Source organism: Lysinibacillus sp. FSL L8-0312 (assembly GCF_038003285.1).
Lineage (GTDB): Bacteria > Bacillota > Bacilli > Bacillales_A > Planococcaceae > Lysinibacillus > Lysinibacillus fusiformis_D.
The window spans coordinates 4,332,473-4,354,017 of the sequence record NZ_JBBOOV010000001.1 but is presented as its reverse complement, the minus strand read 5'-3'; the positions used below and the strand labels follow the sequence as shown (position 1 = coordinate 4,354,017).

21 protein-coding genes are annotated in these 21,545 nt (G+C 38.1%); all 21 read right to left on the bottom strand.

The annotated features are described in order from the left end of the window. Positions 1–218: 218 nt before the first annotated feature. A complete protein-coding gene (locus MHI22_RS21700; RefSeq protein ID WP_058843510.1) occupies positions 219–1,925 on the bottom strand; it encodes a proline--tRNA ligase in 1,707 nt (568 codons plus the stop codon). Positions 1,926–2,056: 131 nt separating this feature from the next. After that, positions 2,057–3,319: an RIP metalloprotease RseP gene (gene rseP, locus MHI22_RS21695; RefSeq protein WP_141903475.1), complete on the bottom strand. Its 1,263-nt coding sequence runs from the start codon at positions 3,317–3,319 to the stop codon at positions 2,057–2,059. A 46-nt stretch (positions 3,320–3,365) separates the two neighbouring features. Then, a complete protein-coding gene (gene dxr / locus MHI22_RS21690) occupies positions 3,366–4,511 on the bottom strand; it encodes a 1-deoxy-D-xylulose-5-phosphate reductoisomerase (RefSeq protein ID WP_058843508.1) in 1,146 nt (381 codons plus the stop codon). 63 nt (positions 4,512–4,574) lie between these two features. Then, a complete protein-coding gene (locus MHI22_RS21685) occupies positions 4,575–5,375 on the bottom strand; it encodes a phosphatidate cytidylyltransferase (protein ID WP_340812644.1) in 801 nt (266 codons plus the stop codon). Further along, the gene (locus tag MHI22_RS21680; RefSeq protein WP_036124181.1) at positions 5,372–6,166 is read right to left on the bottom strand and encodes an isoprenyl transferase; all 795 of its coding nucleotides are present in this window, start codon (positions 6,164–6,166) and stop codon (positions 5,372–5,374) included. The genes MHI22_RS21685 and MHI22_RS21680 overlap by 4 nt, the downstream gene beginning before the upstream one ends. Positions 6,167–6,477: 311 nt before the next feature. Further along, positions 6,478–7,035 carry a ribosome recycling factor gene (gene frr, locus MHI22_RS21675; RefSeq protein ID WP_036124184.1) on the bottom strand — a complete coding sequence of 186 codons (558 nt, stop codon included), beginning with the start codon at positions 7,033–7,035 and terminating at the stop codon, positions 6,478–6,480. Next, entirely contained in the window at positions 7,035–7,760 is a 726-nt protein-coding gene (pyrH, locus tag MHI22_RS21670) for a UMP kinase (protein WP_036124188.1), read from the bottom strand. Before pyrH ends, frr begins: the two co-directional genes overlap by 1 nt. Positions 7,761–7,973: 213 nt before the next feature. Further along, entirely contained in the window at positions 7,974–8,861 is an 888-nt protein-coding gene (tsf, locus tag MHI22_RS21665; RefSeq protein WP_036124190.1) for a translation elongation factor Ts, read from the bottom strand. A 99-nt stretch (positions 8,862–8,960) separates the two neighbouring features. After that, entirely contained in the window at positions 8,961–9,680 is a 720-nt protein-coding gene (rpsB, locus tag MHI22_RS21660) for a 30S ribosomal protein S2 (protein WP_004269262.1), read from the bottom strand. Between the two features lie 156 nt (positions 9,681–9,836). Then, positions 9,837–10,421 carry a hypothetical protein gene (locus MHI22_RS21655; RefSeq protein WP_036124194.1) on the bottom strand — a complete coding sequence of 195 codons (585 nt, stop codon included), beginning with the start codon at positions 10,419–10,421 and terminating at the stop codon, positions 9,837–9,839. 9 nt (positions 10,422–10,430) lie between these two features. Next, positions 10,431–10,739 (bottom strand): hypothetical protein, encoded by a 309-nt coding sequence (locus MHI22_RS21650; protein WP_036124197.1) that lies wholly within the window; start codon positions 10,737–10,739, stop codon positions 10,431–10,433. A 23-nt stretch (positions 10,740–10,762) separates the two neighbouring features. After that, positions 10,763–11,533 carry a FliA/WhiG family RNA polymerase sigma factor gene (locus MHI22_RS21645; RefSeq protein WP_036124200.1) on the bottom strand — a complete coding sequence of 257 codons (771 nt, stop codon included), beginning with the start codon at positions 11,531–11,533 and terminating at the stop codon, positions 10,763–10,765. A 686-nt stretch (positions 11,534–12,219) separates the two neighbouring features. Next, a complete protein-coding gene (locus MHI22_RS21640; protein WP_036124203.1) occupies positions 12,220–12,591 on the bottom strand; it encodes a hypothetical protein in 372 nt (123 codons plus the stop codon). Continuing rightward, a complete protein-coding gene (locus MHI22_RS21635) occupies positions 12,591–13,097 on the bottom strand; it encodes a chemotaxis protein CheD (RefSeq protein WP_369802726.1) in 507 nt (168 codons plus the stop codon). Before MHI22_RS21635 ends, MHI22_RS21640 begins: the two co-directional genes overlap by 1 nt. Next, positions 13,097–13,729 carry a chemotaxis protein CheC gene (locus MHI22_RS21630; protein ID WP_036124206.1) on the bottom strand — a complete coding sequence of 211 codons (633 nt, stop codon included), beginning with the start codon at positions 13,727–13,729 and terminating at the stop codon, positions 13,097–13,099. Before MHI22_RS21630 ends, MHI22_RS21635 begins: the two co-directional genes overlap by 1 nt. A 9-nt stretch (positions 13,730–13,738) precedes the next feature. Beyond that, positions 13,739–14,185 (bottom strand): chemotaxis protein CheW, encoded by a 447-nt coding sequence (locus tag MHI22_RS21625; protein WP_036124209.1) that lies wholly within the window; start codon positions 14,183–14,185, stop codon positions 13,739–13,741. A gap of 27 nt (positions 14,186–14,212) precedes the next feature. Beyond that, positions 14,213–16,276 carry a chemotaxis protein CheA gene (locus MHI22_RS21620; protein ID WP_036124212.1) on the bottom strand — a complete coding sequence of 688 codons (2,064 nt, stop codon included), beginning with the start codon at positions 16,274–16,276 and terminating at the stop codon, positions 14,213–14,215. A 15-nt stretch (positions 16,277–16,291) separates the two neighbouring features. Beyond that, on the bottom strand, positions 16,292–17,446 hold the full coding sequence (locus MHI22_RS21615; RefSeq protein WP_082673691.1) for a protein-glutamate methylesterase/protein-glutamine glutaminase: 1,155 nt from the start codon (positions 17,444–17,446) through the stop codon (positions 16,292–16,294). Beyond that, complete coding sequence (locus MHI22_RS21610; protein WP_058843507.1) at positions 17,447–18,322, bottom strand: MinD/ParA family protein; 876 nt, start codon at positions 18,320–18,322, stop codon at positions 17,447–17,449. It abuts the gene before it with no gap. Then, a complete protein-coding gene (gene flhF, locus MHI22_RS21605) occupies positions 18,319–19,509 on the bottom strand; it encodes a flagellar biosynthesis protein FlhF (protein WP_058843506.1) in 1,191 nt (396 codons plus the stop codon). Before flhF ends, MHI22_RS21610 begins: the two co-directional genes overlap by 4 nt. Continuing rightward, positions 19,506–21,539, bottom strand: coding sequence for a flagellar biosynthesis protein FlhA (flhA, locus tag MHI22_RS21600; protein ID WP_340812643.1), 2,034 nt, complete (start codon positions 21,537–21,539; stop codon positions 19,506–19,508). Before flhA ends, flhF begins: the two co-directional genes overlap by 4 nt. Between the last annotated feature and the right edge of the window lie 6 nt (positions 21,540–21,545).

Below are 21,545 nucleotides of genomic sequence, written 5' to 3'. Positions count from 1 at the left end.
AATTCGTCTCAAAGACACGAGAGAATTCAAGAAAAAAATTCGCTCCCTCACTGCGGGCGCTCTTCAAGCTTAACAGAGTTTTACCATCTGTTGTTTCTTGCTTGGCTCACTGTCCCGCAGAAGTGTCGCGAATTATTTATCTCTATCTTATCAAAATTTTACGAAAGCCTCTATCAAAAGCATTAACTTCCAATTATAACCGATCTCTTAACAAGCCATTAGTTTTTACGGAAAAATTCGTTAAGGCGATCAATGACCTCTTCTTTTTTCCATTCAAATGTTTCACCAGTTTGACGGAATTTCACTTCTACCATACCTTCAGATGCTTTTTTACCAACCGTTACACGCACAGGTAAACCAATTAAATCAGCGTCTGCAAATTTTACACCTGCACGCTCGGCACGATCATCTAAAAGTACATCATAACGATATGATTTTAATAAACCGTAAAGTTCATCTGCTAATGCCACTTGCGCCTCATCTTTCGTGTTAACTGGCACAACATGAATATCATATGGTGCTAATTGTATTGGCCAAGTAAATCCATTATCATCTTGGAAGTGCTCAGCCACGGCAGCTAGAATACGAGATACCCCAATACCGTAACAGCCCATAATAAACGGTTGAGCCTTCCCTTGCTCATCTAAGAAAGTACCATTCATTTTAGCAGAGTATGTAGTACCTAATTTGAAAATATGACCAACTTCGATACCTTCTGCGAATTTAATAAACCCTTGTCCGTCTGGGGAAGGATCTCCCTCTTTAATAAAACGAATATCTAAGTAGTCATTCACAGCAAAATCACGCTCTGGGTTGACATTCACTAAATGGAATCCATCTACATTTGCACCTGCAATACCATTACGGATAGATTTGATAGCTTGGTCCGCTACTACCTTTACGTCTACTGGTAATTTCACTGGCCCAATTGAACCAACGCCACAGCCTAATAATTCACGGATTGCTGCTTCACTAGCCAGCTCCACAGAACCTGCATCAAGTGCATTTTTCAGCTTGATATCATTAATTTCATGATCCCCACGTGCAAGGACAACCACAAGCTCCCCGTCTACATCAAACACTAAAGATTTGATCACACTGGCTGGCTCTACATTTAAGAACGCTGATACTTCTTCAATTGTTTTTTGCTCTGGTGTTGCCACTTTTTCAACTTCTTTTAAAGCGTCATCTGATGGTTGATAATCCGCAATGACTTCAGCCATTTCGATATTTGCTGCATAGTCAGAAGTATCTGAGTAGGCAATCGTATCTTCCCCAATTTCAGATAGCACCATAAATTCATGTGTACCTTTACCGCCAATCGAACCTGCATCTGCAATGACAGCGCGGTAGTTTAAGCCAAGGCGGGAAAAAATATTTGAATACGCACGATACATATCTTCATATGTTTCATCTAAACTTTCACGTGATGCATGGAAAGAATAAGCATCCTTCATTATAAATTCTCTTCCTCGTAGTAAGCCGAAGCGAGGGCGCTTTTCATCACGGAATTTAGTTTGAATTTGATACAATGTTAACGGCAATTTTTTATAGGATTTAATTTCATCACGTACTAAAGTTGTAATCACTTCTTCATGAGTTGGTCCTAATGCAAAATCACGGTTGTGACGGTCTTTTAGGCGCATTAATTCTGGTCCGTATTTTTCCCAGCGACCTGATTCCTGCCAAAGCTCAGCAGATTGTAAAGAAGGCATTAGAAGCTCAATAGAGTTGATGGCTTCCATTTCTTCACGGATAATTGTTTCAATTTTTGTTAAGACACGTTTTGCAAGCGGTAAATACGAGTATACCCCACTTGTATTTTGACGAATAAACCCTGCTCGTAATAATTGCTTATGTGATTTTACCTCAGCATCCGCAGGTACTTCACGTAATGTTGGGATAAATGTTTTACTTTGCTTCATTCAGTGTTCCACCTTTTTTAATAGATAAGTTTATACTCTCAATAGCATAAACAAATTTAGCTTTGAGCGCAATGTTTCATAGTAATTGCGCTCAAAGCTAGAAAATGAAATTTCATTTAACTGTCATTGGTTTAAAAGAAGAATCGTTGAATATCGTTCCATGTCACGACAACCATTAAAATCATCAGTAGGACAATTCCTACGAAATGGACAATTCCCTCTTTTTGACGATCGATTGGTTTACCACGTAAAGCTTCAAAACCAAAGAATAATAAACGACCACCATCAAGTGCTGGTAATGGAAGTAGGTTCATAATTCCTAAGTTAATACTTAACATTGCGGCCCAATTCATTAAGTTCATAATACCATACTGGGCTACTTGCTCTGTTGCTTTATAAATGCCAACAGGTCCAGAAAGCGCATCTATTGTGAACTTACCAGTAATCAACATACCAAGAAGCTCAAATATTTTCATGGTCATATTATAGGTTTCTTGTGCTCCATAAACTACAGCTTTTAATGGATTAAATTCTCTCGGACTGTCATAGCGCACACCAATTTGACCATATTTTTCGCCATCCTGCTGGATTTCTTTCACAGTCATATTTAAGTTCATAGATTGTCCATCACGTTCCACAGTCACTGTAATTTCTTCGTTTGGATGATCTTGAACAATAGCGGCTAAATCCTGCCATTTTTCAACGGCTTGTCCGTCAATGGCTGTTACTCTATCTCCCGCAAGCATTCCTGCCTGTGCAGCTGGATCATTTTCTACTACTTCAGTGATAATCGGCTCGTATGTTGGGACACCGTGGATTAACCCAATTACCAAGTAAATCACAAACGCAAGAATAAAGTTAAACAAAGGACCTGCAAAGATTGTCATCGCACGTTGACCAACTGTTTTTGCATTAAATTGACGATCATGTGGTGCAATGACCAATTCACGACCATTTTCCACAAGAACACAATCTCTTGCTACGTCATAACGAACTAGACGTTCTTCTTCATCATAGCCTTCTACAAATAAATTCTTCTCTAAATCAGCACGCTCAACTTCTAAAAATAATAAATCTGGTAGCTGCTTATTACTTTGATTGAAAATAATTTTTTTCACAACATTATCTTCATCGACAATTAGCCCTATTCGATAGCCTGGCTGTAGTTCAGTGCCATCCATATCCTCGCCGGCCATACGAACATACCCACCGATAGGCAATAATCGAATAGTATACATTGTTTCTCCATGCGTTTTCCCATAAATTTTGGGACCCATTCCAATAGCAAATTCACGCACTAAAATACCTGCACGTTTAGCAAATAAGAAATGTCCAAGTTCATGGAAGAAGACGAGCATCCCAAATATTAAAATAAATGCAATGGCTGTTTGCATAATATCCCACCTTTAATAGCGATTAGTTAACGATACAGTACTTTCGTTATTTTACCATGTCTAACACTATTTTTCTTGTCTCACTGTCCACATGTAAAATCGTTTGTAAATCTGGTACTGCAATGTTTTGATGTGCATGCATTACTCGTTCAATCGTCTCATCAATTTCAAGGAATGTAATTTTCCCTTGTAAAAAGGCTGCAACTGCCGCTTCATTTGCTGCATTCATCGCTGTCAAAATGGTACCACCTGTACGACCAGCCTCATATGCTAAACGCAAAGCCGGATAACGCTCAAAGTCCATATCTTGAAAATGTAGTTGTCCAATTTGCGCTAAATTTAGTCGCTGACCATTATGTAATGGTATACGATCAGGATAGCTTAAAGCATATTGAATCGGTACGCGCATATCTGGCGTGCCTAGCTGAGCAATCACACTAGTATCATGATACTCAACAAGAGAGTGAATAATACTTTCTCTATGCAAAAGTACATCTATTTTATCATATGGCATATCAAATAAAACATGTGCTTCAATGACTTCTAATCCTTTATTCATCATTGTTGCGGAGTCTATCGTAATTTTTGCGCCCATAGACCAGTTCGGGTGATTCAATGCATCTGCGACCGTCACATGTTGTAATTGGTCACGTGTTTTATCACGGAAGCTACCACCTGAAGCTGTAATAATTAAACGCTCAATATTTTTGGGATTTTCGCCATTCATTGATTGGAAGATGGCTGAGTGCTCGCTATCAACAGGTAAAATCGTGGCCTTATGTTTTTTGGCTTCTGCCATGACTAAATGACCAGCTGTAACAAGTGTTTCCTTGTTAGCAATGGCAATCGTTTTGCCCATGCGAATAGCTGCTAATGTTGATTCCAGACCAACACTGCCTAGCACAGCATTGACGAGTACAGTTGAGTCTGGATGTGTAGCAACTTCTACAAGACCTTTCGCCCCAAATGTAAATTGGATTTCAGGATAATCTTTCGCAAGGTCTCGTGCATCCTCTTCTAGCTGCACAGAAACTAGCTCGGGTTTTAATGTTTCAATCATTTCTCGTGTTTTCTCAATGTTTTTCCCTGAAGAAAAAGCCACTAATTGAAACGCATCACGTTGTTCTTTTAAAATATCGTAGGTTTGCCAACCGATTGAACCCGTTGCACCTAATAAACTAATTTTTTTCACAACAAATTGTCCCCTTTTTCTATCTAAGCAAATGATTTAGCAAGATGTCTTTTAATATACAGATTAATTACCAAACAAATGTAAAAAATGAAGGAGAGGCACGACAAATAATAGACTATCGAAGCGATCTAAAATTCCGCCATGCCCTGGTAAAATATTGCCCGAATCTTTTACATCAAAATGACGTTTGATAGCTGATTCTACCAAATCTCCCATTTGTCCAATAATAGAGGCAAAAATCGTGACAAAAACAAGTGATATATAACCATTTGCAAATGGGTAAATGAGTTGCATACCAACTGCAAAAATAATCGCAATGACAATTCCGCCTAGAAAACCTTCAATCGTTTTCTTCGGTGAGATTTCAGGCCATAACTTATTCTTTCCTAATTTTCTTCCTACAAAATAGGCACCTGAATCTGTTGTCCAAACAACTAATAAACAATAGACAACATACTCTAATCCAACATTTCTTGTTTCAATTAAATAATGGAATCCTAACCCCACATAAAATGCACCCAATAAAATAAAGCCCACTTCGTCAAAGGTTATTTTATTTTTTACAAGGACCACGTAAATCAGCAGTAACATCATTAGACCATAAACAACCATTAAATTGGATGAATAGCCTATTGTCTCTACAACTTTTTCACTCCAATCTTTCGGTATAACAAGTAATACTAATGTTATTAACCCTAGAAAACCAGGCACAGAAAAAATGGAAATCCCTTTCATTTTTAAGATTTCATAAAAACCGACAATAGCCATTGCAAGCACAAGTATGGTAAATGGTACTTTGCCATAAATAACGAACGGAATAAAAAGTGCTGCTGCAATTATTGCCGTGATAATTCGTTGTTTCAAGTTGTTTCTTCTCCCTTCAACCCACCGTAACGGCGATTACGCTTCTGATAATTTTCCACCGCTTCCAGTAAGCTTTCCTCACTAAAATCTGGCCACAATGTATCTGTAAACCAAAATTCTGTATAGGCGAGCTGCCATAACATAAAGTTACTTAATCGTACTTCACCACTTGTACGAATTAGAAGATCTGGTTCAGGCAAATGGGCCGTCATTAAATGAGACGTTAAGCATTCTTCTGTTATGTCTTGCATCGTTAATTGACCGTCCTGCACTTTTTGCAGCATCGTTTTCATGGCATTGACCATTTCAGAACGACTCCCATAGTTCAGCGCAAAATTTAAGACAAGCCCTGTATTATGCTTTGTTTCTTCCATTGCCTCATACAACGCCTTTTGCGTATGAGCAGGTAATAAGGATGGATCGCCAATCATTTCGACACGTACATTACGCTGCATCATTTCTGGTAAGAAAGAACCTAAAAATTCAACAGGTAGACGCATAAGAAAATCAACCTCTGGTTTTGGTCGCTTCCAATTTTCTGTGGAAAATGCATATACGGTTAAAACTTTAATTCCTAAATCCGACGCAAACCTAGTTACTTTACGTACGGTCTTCATTCCTTCATGATGACCAGCAACTCGTGGCATAGCACGTTTTTTCGCCCAACGTCCATTTCCGTCCATAATAATCGCTACATGGGCAGGAATCGGCTCGCTTTTAGTTAGGGCCACACGCTCCTCCAATGATAGTGTATCCATATTTATTTGTTTTCCTAATAGCTTTTTAAACATGCTAACTCCCCCACTACAACTAATCGGACGTATACTAACCTATCATAACAAACAAAAGCGCTTTTTGTCTTTTTTTTCCCTCTAAATTGACTATGTATGTACTAGCTTATTTTAGAACTATACACATAATAAAGAATAAGTTTGTTAGAAAATCGATGATGTTGTTATTAATGATCTTTTCGCATTTCATGTATGCTCTTTATATGACAAAGCAATTGATTATGAACAATAAAGCGAAAAGACGTCCTGTTATGTATAGGACGCCTTCATCTCATCAAAAAGTTCCATCATAGACATGTAAAACGTCTTGTTTACACCTCTAAAATTTCTTTTTCTTTATCTTTCGCTACTTGATCTACTTTCACAATGAATTCATCTGTTAATTTTTGAATATCGTCACCATAGCCACGTAGATCGTCTTCTGTGATTTCGCCAGCTTTTTCAAGTTTTTTCAAATCATCGTTTGCATCGCGACGAACGTTACGTACAGCAATTTTTGCGTCTTCTGCTTCTTTTTTCACTTGCTTTACTAGATCCTTACGACGATCTTCTGTTAGCGCTGGAATCATTAAACGAATGATCGAACCATCATTTGTTGGTGTAATCCCGATATCTGATTTCATAATTGCTTTTTCAATATCACCTAAAATTGTTTTATCGTAAGGTGTAATGACTAGTAAGCGAGCTTCTGGTACAGAAACACCTGCAAGTTGGTTAATTGGTGTTGGTGCCCCATAGTAGTCTACCATGATACGATCCAATAAAGATGCGTTCGCACGACCCGCACGAATAGATGATAGTTCACGTGAGAAAGCTGTGATTGTTTTGTTCATTTTTTCTTTTGCTTGTTCTAAGACTTGTTTAGCCATTATACGTTCCTCCTAACAACTGTTCCGATTTTTTCGCCTTGTACAGCACGTTTAATGTTACCTGGCTCCGTAATTGAGAAAACAATTAGCGGGATATCGTTATCCATACATAAAGTGGAAGCCGTTGAATCCATTACTTGTAAGCCTTGTTGGATAACTTCTAAGTATGTGAGTGTATCATATTTAATGGCTGTTTCATCCACTTTTGGATCTGCCGAATAAACGCCATCGACATTATTTTTAGCCATTAAAATCGCATCTGCGTCAATTTCTGCTGCGCGTAATGCGGCAGTAGTATCAGTAGAGAAGAACGGATTACCTGTCCCTGCTGCAAAGATAACGACACGTTTTTTCTCTAGATGTCTAACTGCTTTACGACGAATGTATGGCTCCGCTACTTGAGTCATCACAATAGAAGATTGAACGCGTGTTTCAATACCTAATTTTTCAAGAGCATCTTGTAAAGCTAGTGAGTTCATAACGGTTGCTAACATGCCCATATAATCGGCTGCAGCACGATCCATTCCCATTTCACTACCTATTTTACCACGCCATATATTACCGCCACCTACAACAACAGCAACTTCTACATCAAGATCTACTACTTCTTTTACTTCTTCTGCAACAGACTTGATTATTTTTGGTGATAAACCGAAGCCCGCTTCTCCAGCTAACGCTTCACCACTTAGTTTAATAACTACTCGTTTATATTGCGGTACACTCATTGTAAACCTCCGTAAGACTTTATTTAAAACCTTTCTATTCCCTTTTCCATTATAGTATATCTAACAATAATTGCTAGTTGTGAATAAGGCAGAATAGAAAATTATATCCGTTTTTCGTTCATTTCGGAAAAATAGGGAACACGCTATGTTGTGTTCCCCATTTTAGTCTAGATAATCTAGATATTATTTGATTAGAATCAAATGCAAGCGAAATTAGTTACCTTTAACTTGGCTCATTACTTCTTCTGCAAAGTTATCTTCACGTTTTTCGATACCTTCACCAACAGCGTAACGTACAAAGCCGTTTACTGAACCACCAGTTGAAGCTACGAAATCACGTACTTTTTGATCTGAGTTTTTAACAAATGTTTGATCAAGCAAGCAAACGTCTTCGAAATATTTACCAAGACGGCCTTCAACCATTTTCGCAACGATGTTTTCTGGTTTACCTTCGTTAAGAGCTTGCTCTGTTAATACTTTACGCTCACGTTCAACTTCTTCAGCAGAAACTTCATCGCGAGAAACATATGTTGGGTTGATTGCTGCAATGTGCATCGCAACATCTTTAGCTGCTGCTGCATCAGTAGAACCTTCTAAAGTCACTAATACACCAATACGGCCGCCCATGTGTAAGTAAGCACCGAATGCATCTGCATCAGATTTTGATTTAATTTCGAAACGACGAAGTGTAATTTTTTCACCAATTGTTGCAACAGCTGTTGAAATTTGATCTTCAATTTTTACACCTTCAGCATTTGTAAGCTCTAAAGCGGCTTCAACTGAAGCTGGTTTAGCAGCAAGTAATTGCTCTGCTAAAGAAGAAACTAATACTTGGAATTTGTCGTTTTTCGCAACGAAGTCAGTTTCAGCGTTTACTTCCACGATAATCGCTTCGTTACCTTGTTCTAAAATGTAAGTTGTACCTTCTGCAGCGATACGGTCAGCTTTTTTAGCAGCTGACGAAAGACCTTTTTCACGTAGGAAGTCGATTGCAGCTTCTAGGTTACCATCAGTTTCTACTAACGCTTTTTTACAATCCATCATACCAGCGCCAGTTTTTTCGCGTAATTCTTTTACTAATTGTGCAGTAATGTTTGCCATTTAGTGTTTCCTCCTCAAATTGGTTGAACTATTTAATGATAGGTTCTAAAAAAGGTGATAAGGGTTTTGAGCCACTTATCACCTTTTTGTAAACGTGAATTACTCAGCAGCAGCTTCTACAGCTGGAGCTTCTTCTTCACCTTGTTTTGACTCGATTAAAGCGTCAGCCATTTTAGCAGTTAAAAGTTTAACAGCACGAATAGCATCATCGTTAGCAGGGATTACGTAGTCGATTTCATCTGGATCACAGTTAGTATCAACAATACCTACTAGAGGGATGTTTAATTTACGAGCTTCTGCAACAGCAATGCGCTCTTTACGTGGGTCAACCACGAACATTACGTCTGGAAGATCGTGCATATCACGGATACCGCCTAGGAATTTGATTAGACGTTCGTGTTCTTTTTTAAGTTGGATTACTTCTTTTTTAGGAAGAACTTCGAAAGTTCCTTCTTCTTCCATTTTTTCGATTTGTTTCATACGTGCAACACGTTTTTGAATTGTACCGAAGTTTGTAAGAGTACCACCTAACCAGCGTTGGTTGATGTAGTAGTTGCCTGAACGTTCAGCTTCATCTTTGATCGCTTCTTGTGCTTGTTTTTTCGTACCAACGAAAAGAACTTTACCACCGTCTTGACCAACTTGACGCATGAAGTCATAAGCTTCCTCTAATTTTTTAACCGTTTTTTGTAAGTCGATGATGTAGATCCCGTTACGTTCAACGAAGATATATTTCTTCATTTTTGGGTTCCAACGACGAGTTTGGTGACCGAAATGTACACCAGCTTCAAGTAATTGTTTCATAGAAATTACTGACATGTGAATTTCCTCCTAGTATGTTTGGTTTTTATCCTCCGCATTTATCATCTGCAACAAGCTACCCTAAGCTTAGAGCACCACTTACTACATCAAAATGCGTGTGTAGTAATAACACCATTTGCAACTATATCATAGCTTTGATTGATTCGCAACAATTTAGTGATGAAATTTCAGTAAAAGCTCGATTTCTGTTTTCCCCTTTTGCAGTTGTTTCGCTATCTCCTCTACCGATTTTCCCTGCTTTGTTAATTCTAGCGCTTGCTGTTCCACCGTCAGCATTTTTTCTTTTTCAGGTAGACTTGCCATCTCCTCTTTTGGAGATGGCACTGCTTGTGCCTTTTTTGCACCAGTATGTTGCTGACGTGAATAAGCATTTGCTACAATTTTTTTAGGTACGTAGATACGAGAATCTTTATCTAAACTTAGCGAACTATCACTTTTAGTCCCTTGGGTTAAATCCGAAGACGACTGTTCCATTGGTGTCACACTTTGTTCTATTTGCTGCAAGCTACTCGCCGCTATTTCGGGCTGTTTGACATTTTGTAACTCTTTAATAAGACGGTCATTTTCATCTTTCATTTCTGCTAAATAAGCCGTAATCGTATCGTCCATTTCCCTCATTAAACGTTCTTGCTTCTTTTCTAAATCCTTAAATTTTGCTAGCTTTGTATTTAAAATAATAAGGAAGTAAAATGAAAGTAGCTGTAAAAAGAATAGTAACGCTATTAGTATGGTTGTCATTGTAAACTCCTATCCACTAAAATCCACGAAATTCCCTTTAAACGGATGTTGTGCCTGTTTTTCTTGTTGACCCTGCTTCTTTTTCTTCTTTTTATGAATACCTGTTAAATATTCGCCACCTGCATCCTCATCCTCACTAATTTCATCCATACCTTCTGTTGTATTGACAATTTTTTGCTTGCGCTCTACTTCTTTTTTTAATGCTTCATTTGCGTGTGCCTGTTGGGCTAATGCTTGTTGCTGTGCCTGATCTGCCATTTTCCCCGCTTCAAATGTTTTTGGAATAGCAATTTGTAATTCGACACCTTTTAAACTCATTGGAATCTCTCCCTCAAGGATATTTACGCATTAATCATTTCACTTGATAATAGCTTTCGTAGCTTTAATAGCGCTTTTGAATGAATCTGTGAAATACGTGATGTTGACAGTTCAAGCATTTCACCAATTTCAGTCAAAGTTAATTCCTCTGTGTAAAATAAACTAAGTACAAGCTGTTCTTTTTCATTGAGCTTTTGAATATTCTCAGCTAAGTCACCTAATAACTCCGATTTAATAACAGTTTGCTCAGGTGTTTTTGTCGTATCATCTCGGATGACAAATGACTTACCGTCCGCTTCCTCTTGATCCTGTTGCTCATTAATGGAAAGAACATTTGAAAAAAAATGCTCTTGCACTGTCTGATACACATCTTCAACAGATACTTCCATATGCTCCGCAAGTTCCTCAGGTGTTACATGACGCATATATTTTTGCTCTAATTGTTCAATTTGAGCATCTAATTTTTTGGCTTTTTCACGCGCTGAACGCGGTAACCAGTCTTCCTTACGTAAACCATCAATGATAGCGCCTCTTACTCTAAACGAAGCATATGTATCGAATTTTAAATCTCTGTTAATATCAAATTTATTTAATGCATCAAAAAGCCCTACCATGCCTAAACTCGTTAAATCGTCTCGTGATACGCTCTTTGGCAAACCCGCACCAATACGTTGGACATGGTAAGATACTAAAGAAATATATTTTTTTATAAGTAAATCACCAGCATCTGGATCACGCTCATGAATCCAGCGATTCCATAGTTTTTGCTCATCGTTCAGAATTGGTTGTGTCATGAAATCCACCTCTCTAAAAACGCTTTACGCGCCCGTTTGCCACTGACTATTTGCGCTCATAAAATTAATCATTCAACAGGATTTTTCGGTTAATCTTTGTAAAAAATCCACATTAAAGCTAATCTAGACGTGAGCTTCGAATAGTTAAAAACTCGATAAGCAGTTGCCATCTTTCCTATATTATAACAAGAATCGACTATAATTTCATTTGTTTCTCTTACTCTCTAATATATTCCTTAATTTTTTAATCTCATAGAAAAACTGTACCCTTGTTATGATGAACAGTTGGATACAGTTCTAAAATTTGTCTACAGAATTAAACTTATAATTTAGGACGCTATTTAATTCGATGCTAAGGTGCATCATAACTATGACATTGAACAAAAAGGTTATAATACCTACATTGCATCCACAATGCACCAATTGTCGTTTCAAAAACGTGCTATAGAGCTAGAAATAATTTTTCCATTGAATATTGAGATCTACGAGCGATTGCTTCAGCCCATTACTAATACCATGTTCGCCCTCCCCCTCCTTTTGACCATTTTTGCTTATCTGCTTCATTAAGCGGTGGTTTTCCTCCTGTAATAAAGTGCGCTAATAAGCTAGCCTGAGCTTTTGAGTTTCTCGTATAATAAAGCCTTCAAATGCCCAATAAAAAAAGAGCCGCTATTCGCGACTCATTTTTACGCATTCACTTGTTGCTCTTCTTCTCGATTCATCATCGTTCGTACTACTTGAGCAATTTCCTCGGAATTTTCATCTTGGAATTCAACCGTTGAATTAACTGCTGGAGCTTCTTGCTTTGCGCCATCAGTAGCATCAAGTTCATGATCTGTTAGACCATCTTCATCCACTTCTTCATTAGCCTCTGGCGTAAACATGATGTAAGCAATTAAAAAACGTACTATATACATAGCGATAAAGACGATAATTGCTACAACAAAAGCGCTGATGATGATGCGAAGGGGAGTAGATGGTTTTTGAAATGTACTGAAAAAATAAATTGAAAAAGCAATTAATGCTCCCCATAGATTGTAAAAAATAGAACCAAACATTAGATTTCGCTCACTCCTTGGTTAACTGTTCGAATATGTAATATCGACGTTGCAGGATTAAATTCAATCGTTCTACCACTATTTCCACCAGTATCCTCGGCCACTAAAGGTACTCCATGTCTCTTTAACTCATGTTTAACTGCTTCTACATTGCGGGGACCGATACGCATCGTATCTTTGTCAGATGTAAATTGAAACATCTGCGCCCCCCCTGCAATTTTTGCCTTTAGTTTAAATTTTTGAACGCCTTCTAATTTTAATAAATCTATCATTGCTGCAATACCTGAATCTGCAAATTTTGCCACATTGATTGACTCAGCTCTACCTAAGCTTGAATCTGGTAACATCACATGGATTAAACCAGCAATTTTTTTTGACTCATCATATAAAATAACGCCCACACAAGAACCAAGACCAGAAGTTCGAATGGTGTTAGGTAACTTTACTACATCCATTTGTGCAATTCCCACTTTAATTACTTGTCCACTACTGCTGCTTAACATCATCATGAAACTCCTAATGCTTTAAAAATTGCATCGAATGAGTCGGGATCGGGAAGCAGGAAGAAATGACCTCTCACCGTTTCGTGGTCTTCTACACCTTCTTCAAAAATGGATGTATTTATCACAATAACATTATCACTTACATGTGATAATTCGATTAAACCAATACTGATAATAGCGCCAAACATATCTACACTTAGACCAGGTACTGTTGGGTAAATTTTCAAATTGGTAAAGTCCGATAAGGCAGATAAATAGGAGCCCGATAAAATATTGCCCATTTCTTGCATAGCTGATAAGCCTAGCTCTGAAACTGGTTGCTTTTTAAAGTCAAATGTATCATCAAAAATAAGACGACGGATAAAGCGATTTGCTTGCTCGATAGGTAAAATAAAGAACATACTTCCTTCAGCATCTCCTTCAATACGAAGGTAAATACCAACTACAACGTTTTCAGATCCGCCAGCCAGTTCCATCATTTCGTTAAAGGACACCATTTCTACCTTTGGAACGCGCATATCAATTTTTTTCCCAAGTAAATTGGAAAGTGCTGTCGCGGCATGCGCAGCACCAATATTTCCAATTTCCTTTAATACATCTAAATGTAGCGATGTAATCTTTTGATTAAATGTCATTATCGATCCCTACTTTAGTGGATTTAATACTTTTTCTAAATGTAACAAGATTAATAATCGTTTCTCTACTTTGGCAACACCTGAAATAAATTCTTCTTCAAGTGAGCCAACGACCTCTGGTTGCGGTTCAATTGCACTTGCTGGAATATCAATAACATCGTTCGCTGAATCTACAACAAAACCTACTTCCATATCTTCTAATGAAATAATGATAATGCGTGTTGTTTCTTCATGTTCAGAAACAGGTAGTTCAAAGCGTTCACGTAAATCGACTATTGGTGTAACAACACCTCGTAGATTGATTACACCTTTCACATATTTCACGGTTTTCGGTACACGCGTAATATGCATTAATTTTTCAATTCCTTGTACATGGGACACGGGAATTGCATATTCTTTATCTGCTAGCTGAAAGACAATTACTTTAATACTTTCTTGTTCCACTGCGTTTGTCATACTTTACACCTCTCTTATTCATTCACCTTATTTAATTAGTGCGTTACAATCTACAATTAAGGCTACTTTACCATTACCTAAAATCGTTGCACCTGAAATGGCAAAGATATTTGTTAAGTAATTTCCTAATGACTTCAAGACAATCTCTTGTTGTCCAATGAAAGAATCCACTACTAGACCAGCAAGTTTTTCACCTTTGCGAACAATTACAACTGAATGGAATTCTTCATCTTGTGACTCTTTACGAGGAACCTCAAAGATTTCCTCTAAGAATACCAATGGAACAACCTTGCCACGGAAGTCGATTACTTTTTGATTATGCGCATTCATAATCTCTGATGAACGGATAATAGATGTTTCAATAATAGAAGATAGTGGAATTGCATAAATTTCTTTTTCAATCTCCACCAGCATGACTGAAATAATCGATAATGTCAGTGGTAATTGAATCGAGAAGATAGATCCAACATCCTGTGTAGATTCAATTGAAATATTACCACCAAGTGATTCAATCGTTGTTTTCACAACATCTAAACCTACCCCACGACCAGAAACATCAGAAATGACATCGGCAGTTGAGAAGCCTGAAGCTAAAATAAGCTCATTAATCTGTTTATCAGACATTGAATATGATTGTTCTTGTGTCACAATGCCTTTTGAAATAGCTTTCGCTAGTACTTTTTCACGATTAATGCCCGCGCCGTCATCTTCAATTTCAATAAAGACATAGTTTCCACTATGATACGCACGTAGGACAACTGTTCCTTCTTCTGGCTTACCTTTTGCACGACGAGCCGTCGGATTCTCAATCCCATGATCCACAGAATTACGGATTAAGTGAACTAGTGGATCCCCAATTTCATCTATAACCGTACGATCTAACTCGGTTTCTGCACCGATGATTTCTAGGTTGATCTTTTTATTTAAGTCACGCGATAGCTGACGAATCATTTTTGGGAATCGGTTGAATACTGTTTCCACTGGTACCATACGCATCGTTAAAATAATTGTTTGTAGATCACCCATCACACGACTCATGCGCTCTACTGTTTCATTTAACTCACCATGATTCACTTCTGTAGCGATCGATTGTAGTCGACCACGATCAATGACAAGCTCTTCAAACAAGTTCATTAAAATATCAAGACGTTCAATATTTACACGAATCGTTTTATTCCCTACAGGTGCATGAGCTTTATCAGCTTTAGCTGGTGCTGCTGCTTTGGCTGGTGCCGCAACAGGTTCAGCTTTCGCAGGCGTAGCTGCTGGTGTTGGTTCTGCTTCTACCACTGCTGTTGCTGCTACTTCCTGATGGGCTTCATATTGTTTTTCACTAAATTTCTTCAGGTCAATTGTTGTCACAACGACTTCATCAACCTCTGAAACCTTCATTATTTTTTTCTGCATATCTTCGGCTGTTTCTTTTGTCACAAAAGCAACATAGAATTGTTGATCAAACTGTTCATCTTCAAGCTTTTCAACAGATGGACTGGACTTAATGACATCTCCATCTTTTTCTAAAATTTCAAACACCATAAATACACGTGCAGCCTTTAATAGGCAATCCTCACGTAATGTAACTGCAATTTCAAATGCATTGAAGCCTTGTTCAGATGATTGTGTAATAACTGTTTGTTCAAAGCTATCATATTCTAAAACACTTGCAACGACTGCTGGTGCCACTGTTGCTACCACTTCTGGTACTGCTTCCTCACCTAATTCAATGCGCTTCAGTTGAGCAACAGTTGATGAAACATCACGTTTACCATCTCCACCGTTCGCAATATCCATCACCATTTCTTCTAGATGATCAACAGATTCAAAGACAACATCTAGTATTTCAGGTGTGACATGGATTTTCTCATTACGAATAGCATCTAAAACATTCTCCATTTTATGTGTCAAATCCGCTAAATCTTCAAAGCCCATTGTGGCAGACATACCTTTTAACGTGTGGGCAGAGCGGAATATTTCCCCAACAATGGCCAAATCATCTGGATTCTTCTCTAATTCTAATAAATGTTCACTACATGCTTGTAAATGCTCTTTACTTTCTTCGATAAACATCTCTAAATATTGATTGACTTCCATAAGAGGACACCCCTTTTAAGGCAAATATTTCATTATTGTTTGTGCAATATCATCTACATCTGCAACTTCATCAACAAGTTGCGTTTCTACTGCTGCTTTTGGCATACCATATACAATGCAAGTTTCGGCTGATTCTGCAATAGCTATGACATTACCACTTTTTTTCAATGCTTTCAGTCCATTAGAACCATCATGGCCCATACCAGTCATAATGACTGCCACTTTATCAAAATCCTTATATTGACTAACATCTTCAAACATTACATCTACAGAAGGGCGATGGCCTGATCTCGGTGCTTCCTGATTATCAAGAACAATGCCAAAAGTCGTTCCTACTTTTCTCAGCTTTAAATGATAACCACCCGGTGCAATATAAGCTACTCCATTTTGCAATATATCGCCCTGTTCCGCTTCTTTTACAGCAATTTCACTTAGCTGATCCAGACGAGTAGCAAGTGATTTAGTAAATCCAGCTGGCATATGCTGAACAATTAATATAGGTGCTTGTATGGACTTAGGAATTTTAGTAATGACCTCCTGAAGTGCACGAGGTCCTCCGGTTGATGTACCAATTAACACCATTTTCTTTCCAACTTTACTCCATTCTACCAGTGGCTTTGATGTAGCTACATTGCTAGCAGCAACATTCATAAGAGTTGGTGTTCGTCCATGCTGTTGTGGCTCCTTTACTACGGTACTCGCTCTTGTCACTGGTTCTTGTTGTTTTTTACTACCAGAAGGTTTTTTCAGTTTGGAAATCGGCACCATTGCCGCTTGCTCTACTTTGTGAACAAGCTCATTTTGGATTTTATGTAAATCAAGAGAAATGGTTCCGCTTGGCTTTGCGACAAAATCTACTGCGCCACTCTCAATTGCTGCTATTGCATTTTCTGTCCCACGTTGAGTGGTACTCGAGAGCATTATTACAGGAACTGGACATTGAATCATAATTTCTTTTAAAGCATCGAGCCCATTCATTTCAGGCATCTCAATATCCATTGTCACAACTGTTGGCTTCAACGACTGTATTTTTTTGATCGCATCTTTTCCATTTCGTGCCGTTCCAACTACTTCCACCTTAGAGTTGCCAACAAAAAAGTCACTAATTAGCTTTCTCATAAAAGCAGAATCATCCACAACTAATAGCTTGCTTTTATGTAAAAAGTCCAATTAATCACGCCCTTTCGAGAAAATACTTCTGAGTTTCGATAAAAATTTTTTAGCTGTTTGTTCATGTGCGTGTATTTCCTCTGCACGATGTTCCATAAAACGAACGACTATAAGTTGTAATGTCTTTGATATTAGTGCGTCTGGATAAGCAAGCGAGAATGGTACTTGCTCACGCACAGCCTTACGCACAACTGGATCTTCAGGTAATGAACCTAGAATGGTTATTTCTTTGTCTAAAAAACGTTTCATCGTTATTTTTAAACGTTCATTCGTTTCAATTCCTTCTTCTTTGCTAAAAGCACGGTTACAAAGAATGTAAAACTCCTTCTCTGGATCACGTACATGAATATATTTCATCATGGAGTACGCATCTGTTATAGAAGTAGGCTCCGCTGTTGAAATGACAATAATTTCATCAATGGATGTCAGTAAGTCTAATGACCAATTTGTCGCACCAGCCCCCATATCAAATAAAATATAATCATAGTTTTTTTGAAGCTGTTCAAAGGCATGAATCAATCGCTCAAACATACTTTGTGACCAATCTAGAACGCTCGTCATACCAGACCCACCTGAAATATACTTTAGATCATAAGGTCCTTCAAATATTACCTCATCTAGTAATTTATTTCCTTCTAAATAGTCTTTCAAACTATAAGAAGCATTTTTCCCAATTAAAATATGAATATTCCCCATCCCAATATCCATATCTACAATGGCAACTCTTTTTCCCTTTTGGGCCAAGGTTATAGCAAAATTCATGGTGAAGTTACTTTTACCTACTCCACCTTTGCCACTGACAACTGCGATGGCTCTACCTAGTTCGCCCTGCTGCCTCATCATTTTCAAGCGTAATGTTTCAGCTTGGTCTCTCATTTTTCTTCACCTTGAAAAAACAAATTAAGTACTGCTTCTAAATCAGCTTCCTCAATATCTTCTGGTACTTCTTGACCATTCGTATAGTAAGCAAGTCCTTTATTATATTTAATCATTAAATTGATCATTGTGCCAATAGAATTTGTTTCATCAATTTTTGTGAAAATGAATTTTTCAATTGGTAATTGCTTAAATTGGTCTACAATGTTCTCCATATCCTTTTCTTTCGTTGTCATAGCAAGGACTAAGTAAGACTCTGCTTGATCATCGAACTTAATGAGACGTTGGAGATCATCCACATACTTGACCTCTTTATAATTGCGACCTGCTGTATCAATAAACACCAAATCTAAATGGGATAAACTTTGGATTGCTTGCTCGAAATCGGTCGCATTATAAGCAATTTCAACTGGAGCCTGTAAAAGACCTGCATATGTTTTTAGCTGTTCTATGGCAGCAATTCGATACGTATCGGTCGTAATAAAGCCGACTTTTTTCTTTTTTTCTAACACAGCTCGCGCTGCCATTTTAGCAATCGTTGTAGTCTTTCCAACTCCTGTTGGGCCTAAAACATTTATATACTTTCTTTCATAGGACAATCCTCCGACAGGAAGGGCCTCTAGCTGCTTACGTAGTAAATTTTTCGTTATTAATTTACATTGTGAAAAATTTATTTCTGACGCTTCTTTGAAATGCATAAAAAGCTCATCACCTATCGTTGTGATGAGCTCTTCACTTAGCTCTTGCTGTCTTAAGTATTCAATGAAGGGGAAGAGTTCATCGGGATATTGAGCTTGGGTGGTCTTTTTATGCATCGATTGCATTAAAGATTTTAAATCTGCAATTTCCTTCCTCAATTCTTCAGAGATGCTAGTATCCTCATGCACTGCTGCAACATGTGGTGTTGGCTCTTGATGGACTTTTGCTTGAATAGCATTTGTAATCTCTTGTAACCTTGCATTTTCTTTTGTTTCTACAGGTAGTACAGCTGGTGCTGGAGCCACATAACTTGGCTCCATAACATCAACTCCCGCGACCACTTCAAAACTTTTCTTTTTAATCATACCGAAAAATTTCTTTGTGATGACTACTTTTGAATTTAAAATGACTGCGTCCTCACCTAATTCTGCCCGCACTTGCTTCATCGCCTCTGGTATGGATGATGCATAATATTTTTTCATTTTCATTGAACATTCACCACCCCAACACTTTGAATTTCAACTGAAGCATCCAGCTCATTATAAGAGAGAACTGGAATTTGAGGGAAATAACGCTCCGTCAATTGTCGTAAATACATACGAACTGCTGGAGAGCATAAAATGATAGCGGATTGCTCCATAAAGGAAACACGCTCTACTTCTGCTGCAATAGTCTCTAAAACGGTTTGAGAATCTTGAGGATCCATTGCTAAATAATTTCCGTGATCCGTTTGTTGAATACTATCAGCAATCATTTTTTCTACTTTACCTGACACCGTAATCACCTTTAATGCTGAACTATCTCCAACATATTGTGCAGTAATTTGACGTGCTAATGCTTGACGGACATACTCCGTTAAAATATCTGTATCACTCGTTAATTTTGCATAGTCTGCTAATGTCTCAAAAATTATAGGTAAGTTACGTACAGACACATTTTCTCGAAGAAGCTTGCCAAGTACCTTTTGGATTTCTCCAGTAGACAAAGGAGTCGGTGTTAATTCTTCGACTAAAATAGGATGTGTTTCGCGTAAGTGATCGATTAACTGCTTCGTCTCTTGGCGTCCTAGTAACTCATGTGCATTTGCTCGAATGATTTCTGTTAAGTGTGTTGACACCACACTTGGTGGATCAACAACTGTGTAACCATACATTTCGGCATCTTCTTTCACTTGCTCCGTAATCCATTTCGCTGGTAGTCCAAATGATGGCTCCACAGTATCAATTCCTTCAATAGAGTCATCATCACCAGGGCTCATCGCTAAATAATGATCTAATAAGAGCTCGCCTCGTGCCATTTCATTCCCTTTTATTTTAATACGATATTCATTTGGTTGCAGCTGAATATTATCTCGAATACGAACAACTGGGATGACGATACCTAATTCTAATGCTAGCTGTCGTCGAATCATAATAACACGATCTAATAAATCCCCACCTTGTGTAGCATCTACTAAAGGTATTAATCCATAACCAAATTCAAATTCGATCGGGTCCACATTTAATAAATTCACAACATTTTCAGGGCTCTTCATGCCATCTGTTGCCACTTCTTCCTCAATTTCAAGTAATTCCTCTTCATCCTCTGGCTTCTTACGCCCCATCATATATGCTCCTGTAATGAGTGACGCACCAATTGGAATCGTTATCCAATCTGGAATTGGTGTAAATAATCCAAGTAAGATAATCGTTCCACCAGCTACATAAAGAAGCTTTGCCTGAGCAAATAATTGTCCTGTTATATCCTGGCCAAGACTTCCTTTTGAAGAGGCACGGGTTACAACAATCCCTGTAGCTGTTGAAATAAGTAAAGCCGGGATTTGGGATACAATACCATCTCCAACTGTTAGTTTAGAAAAATGAGTTGCTGCTTCTGCAAATGGAAGATCCATTTGCACTACCCCGATAATGATCCCAAATAATAGGTTGATAATAACCATTACCATTGAGGCAATGGCATCCCCTTTTACGAATTTTGTGGCACCATCCATCGCTCCATAGAAGTCTGCTTCTCCCGATACCTTTTCACGTCGTTCACGTGCTTCTTTTTCGGAAATGACCCCTGCATTTAAGTCAGCATCAATACTCATTTGTTTACCAGGCATTGCATCGAGTGTGAAACGTGCTGCTACTTCAGCTACACGCTCCGCGCCCTTTGTAATTACAATAAACTGAATTAACACTAGAATTAAGAAGACAACTAAACCAACAAGAACATTCCCGCCAACTACGAAATCACCAAAGGTTTCAACGACTGACCCTGCATCACCATTTGCTAAAATAGCACGGGTTGTGGAAACACTTAGTCCTAATCGGAACAAGGTTAACAGTAAAATGACCGATGGGAAGATAGAAAAGTCCAATGCTTCCTTCATACTCATTGCTGTTAGCAGTACAATTAATCCTAATGTAATATTAATGACAATTAAGAAACTTAACATCCACGGAGGAAGAGGGATGATGAGCATCGCAACGATTAAAATAACCGCACCTAAAACCCCAATATCGCGAACTTTCATTTGTGT

Bases quoted from the DNA above. Each gene is read 5' to 3' on its own strand.
- MHI22_RS21700 (WP_058843510.1), bottom strand. From the start codon at position 1,925: ATGAAGCAAAGTAAAACATTTATCCCAACATTACGTGAAGTACCTGCG.
- rseP (WP_141903475.1), bottom strand. From the start codon at position 3,319: ATGCAAACAGCCATTGCATTTATTTTAATATTTGGGATGCTCGTCTTC.
- MHI22_RS21680 (WP_036124181.1), bottom strand. From the start codon at position 6,166: ATGTTTAAAAAGCTATTAGGAAAACAAATAAATATGGATACACTATCA.
- frr (WP_036124184.1), bottom strand. From the start codon at position 7,035: ATGGCTAAACAAGTCTTAGAACAAGCAAAAGAAAAAATGAACAAAACA.
- pyrH (WP_036124188.1), bottom strand. From the start codon at position 7,760: ATGAGTGTACCGCAATATAAACGAGTAGTTATTAAACTAAGTGGTGAA.
- tsf (WP_036124190.1), bottom strand. From the start codon at position 8,861: ATGGCAAACATTACTGCACAATTAGTAAAAGAATTACGCGAAAAAACT.
- rpsB (WP_004269262.1), bottom strand. From the start codon at position 9,680: ATGTCAGTAATTTCTATGAAACAATTACTTGAAGCTGGTGTACATTTC.
- MHI22_RS21655 (WP_036124194.1), bottom strand. From the start codon at position 10,421: ATGACAACCATACTAATAGCGTTACTATTCTTTTTACAGCTACTTTCA.
- MHI22_RS21650 (WP_036124197.1), bottom strand. From the start codon at position 10,739: ATGAGTTTAAAAGGTGTCGAATTACAAATTGCTATTCCAAAAACATTT.
- MHI22_RS21645 (WP_036124200.1), bottom strand. From the start codon at position 11,533: ATGACACAACCAATTCTGAACGATGAGCAAAAACTATGGAATCGCTGG.
- MHI22_RS21640 (WP_036124203.1), bottom strand. From the start codon at position 12,591: ATGTTTGGTTCTATTTTTTACAATCTATGGGGAGCATTAATTGCTTTT.
- MHI22_RS21635 (WP_369802726.1), bottom strand. From the start codon at position 13,097: ATGATGTTAAGCAGCAGTAGTGGACAAGTAATTAAAGTGGGAATTGCA.
- MHI22_RS21630 (WP_036124206.1), bottom strand. From the start codon at position 13,729: ATGACATTTAATCAAAAGATTACATCGCTACATTTAGATGTATTAAAG.
- MHI22_RS21625 (WP_036124209.1), bottom strand. From the start codon at position 14,185: ATGACAAACGCAGTGGAACAAGAAAGTATTAAAGTAATTGTCTTTCAG.
- MHI22_RS21620 (WP_036124212.1), bottom strand. From the start codon at position 16,276: ATGGAAGTCAATCAATATTTAGAGATGTTTATCGAAGAAAGTAAAGAG.
- MHI22_RS21610 (WP_058843507.1), bottom strand. From the start codon at position 18,322: ATGAGAGACCAAGCTGAAACATTACGCTTGAAAATGATGAGGCAGCAG.
- flhF (WP_058843506.1), bottom strand. From the start codon at position 19,509: ATGAAAATGAAAAAATATTATGCATCATCCATACCAGAGGCGATGAAG.
- flhA (WP_340812643.1), bottom strand. From the start codon at position 21,539: ATGAAAGTTCGCGATATTGGGGTTTTAGGTGCGGTTATTTTAATCGTT.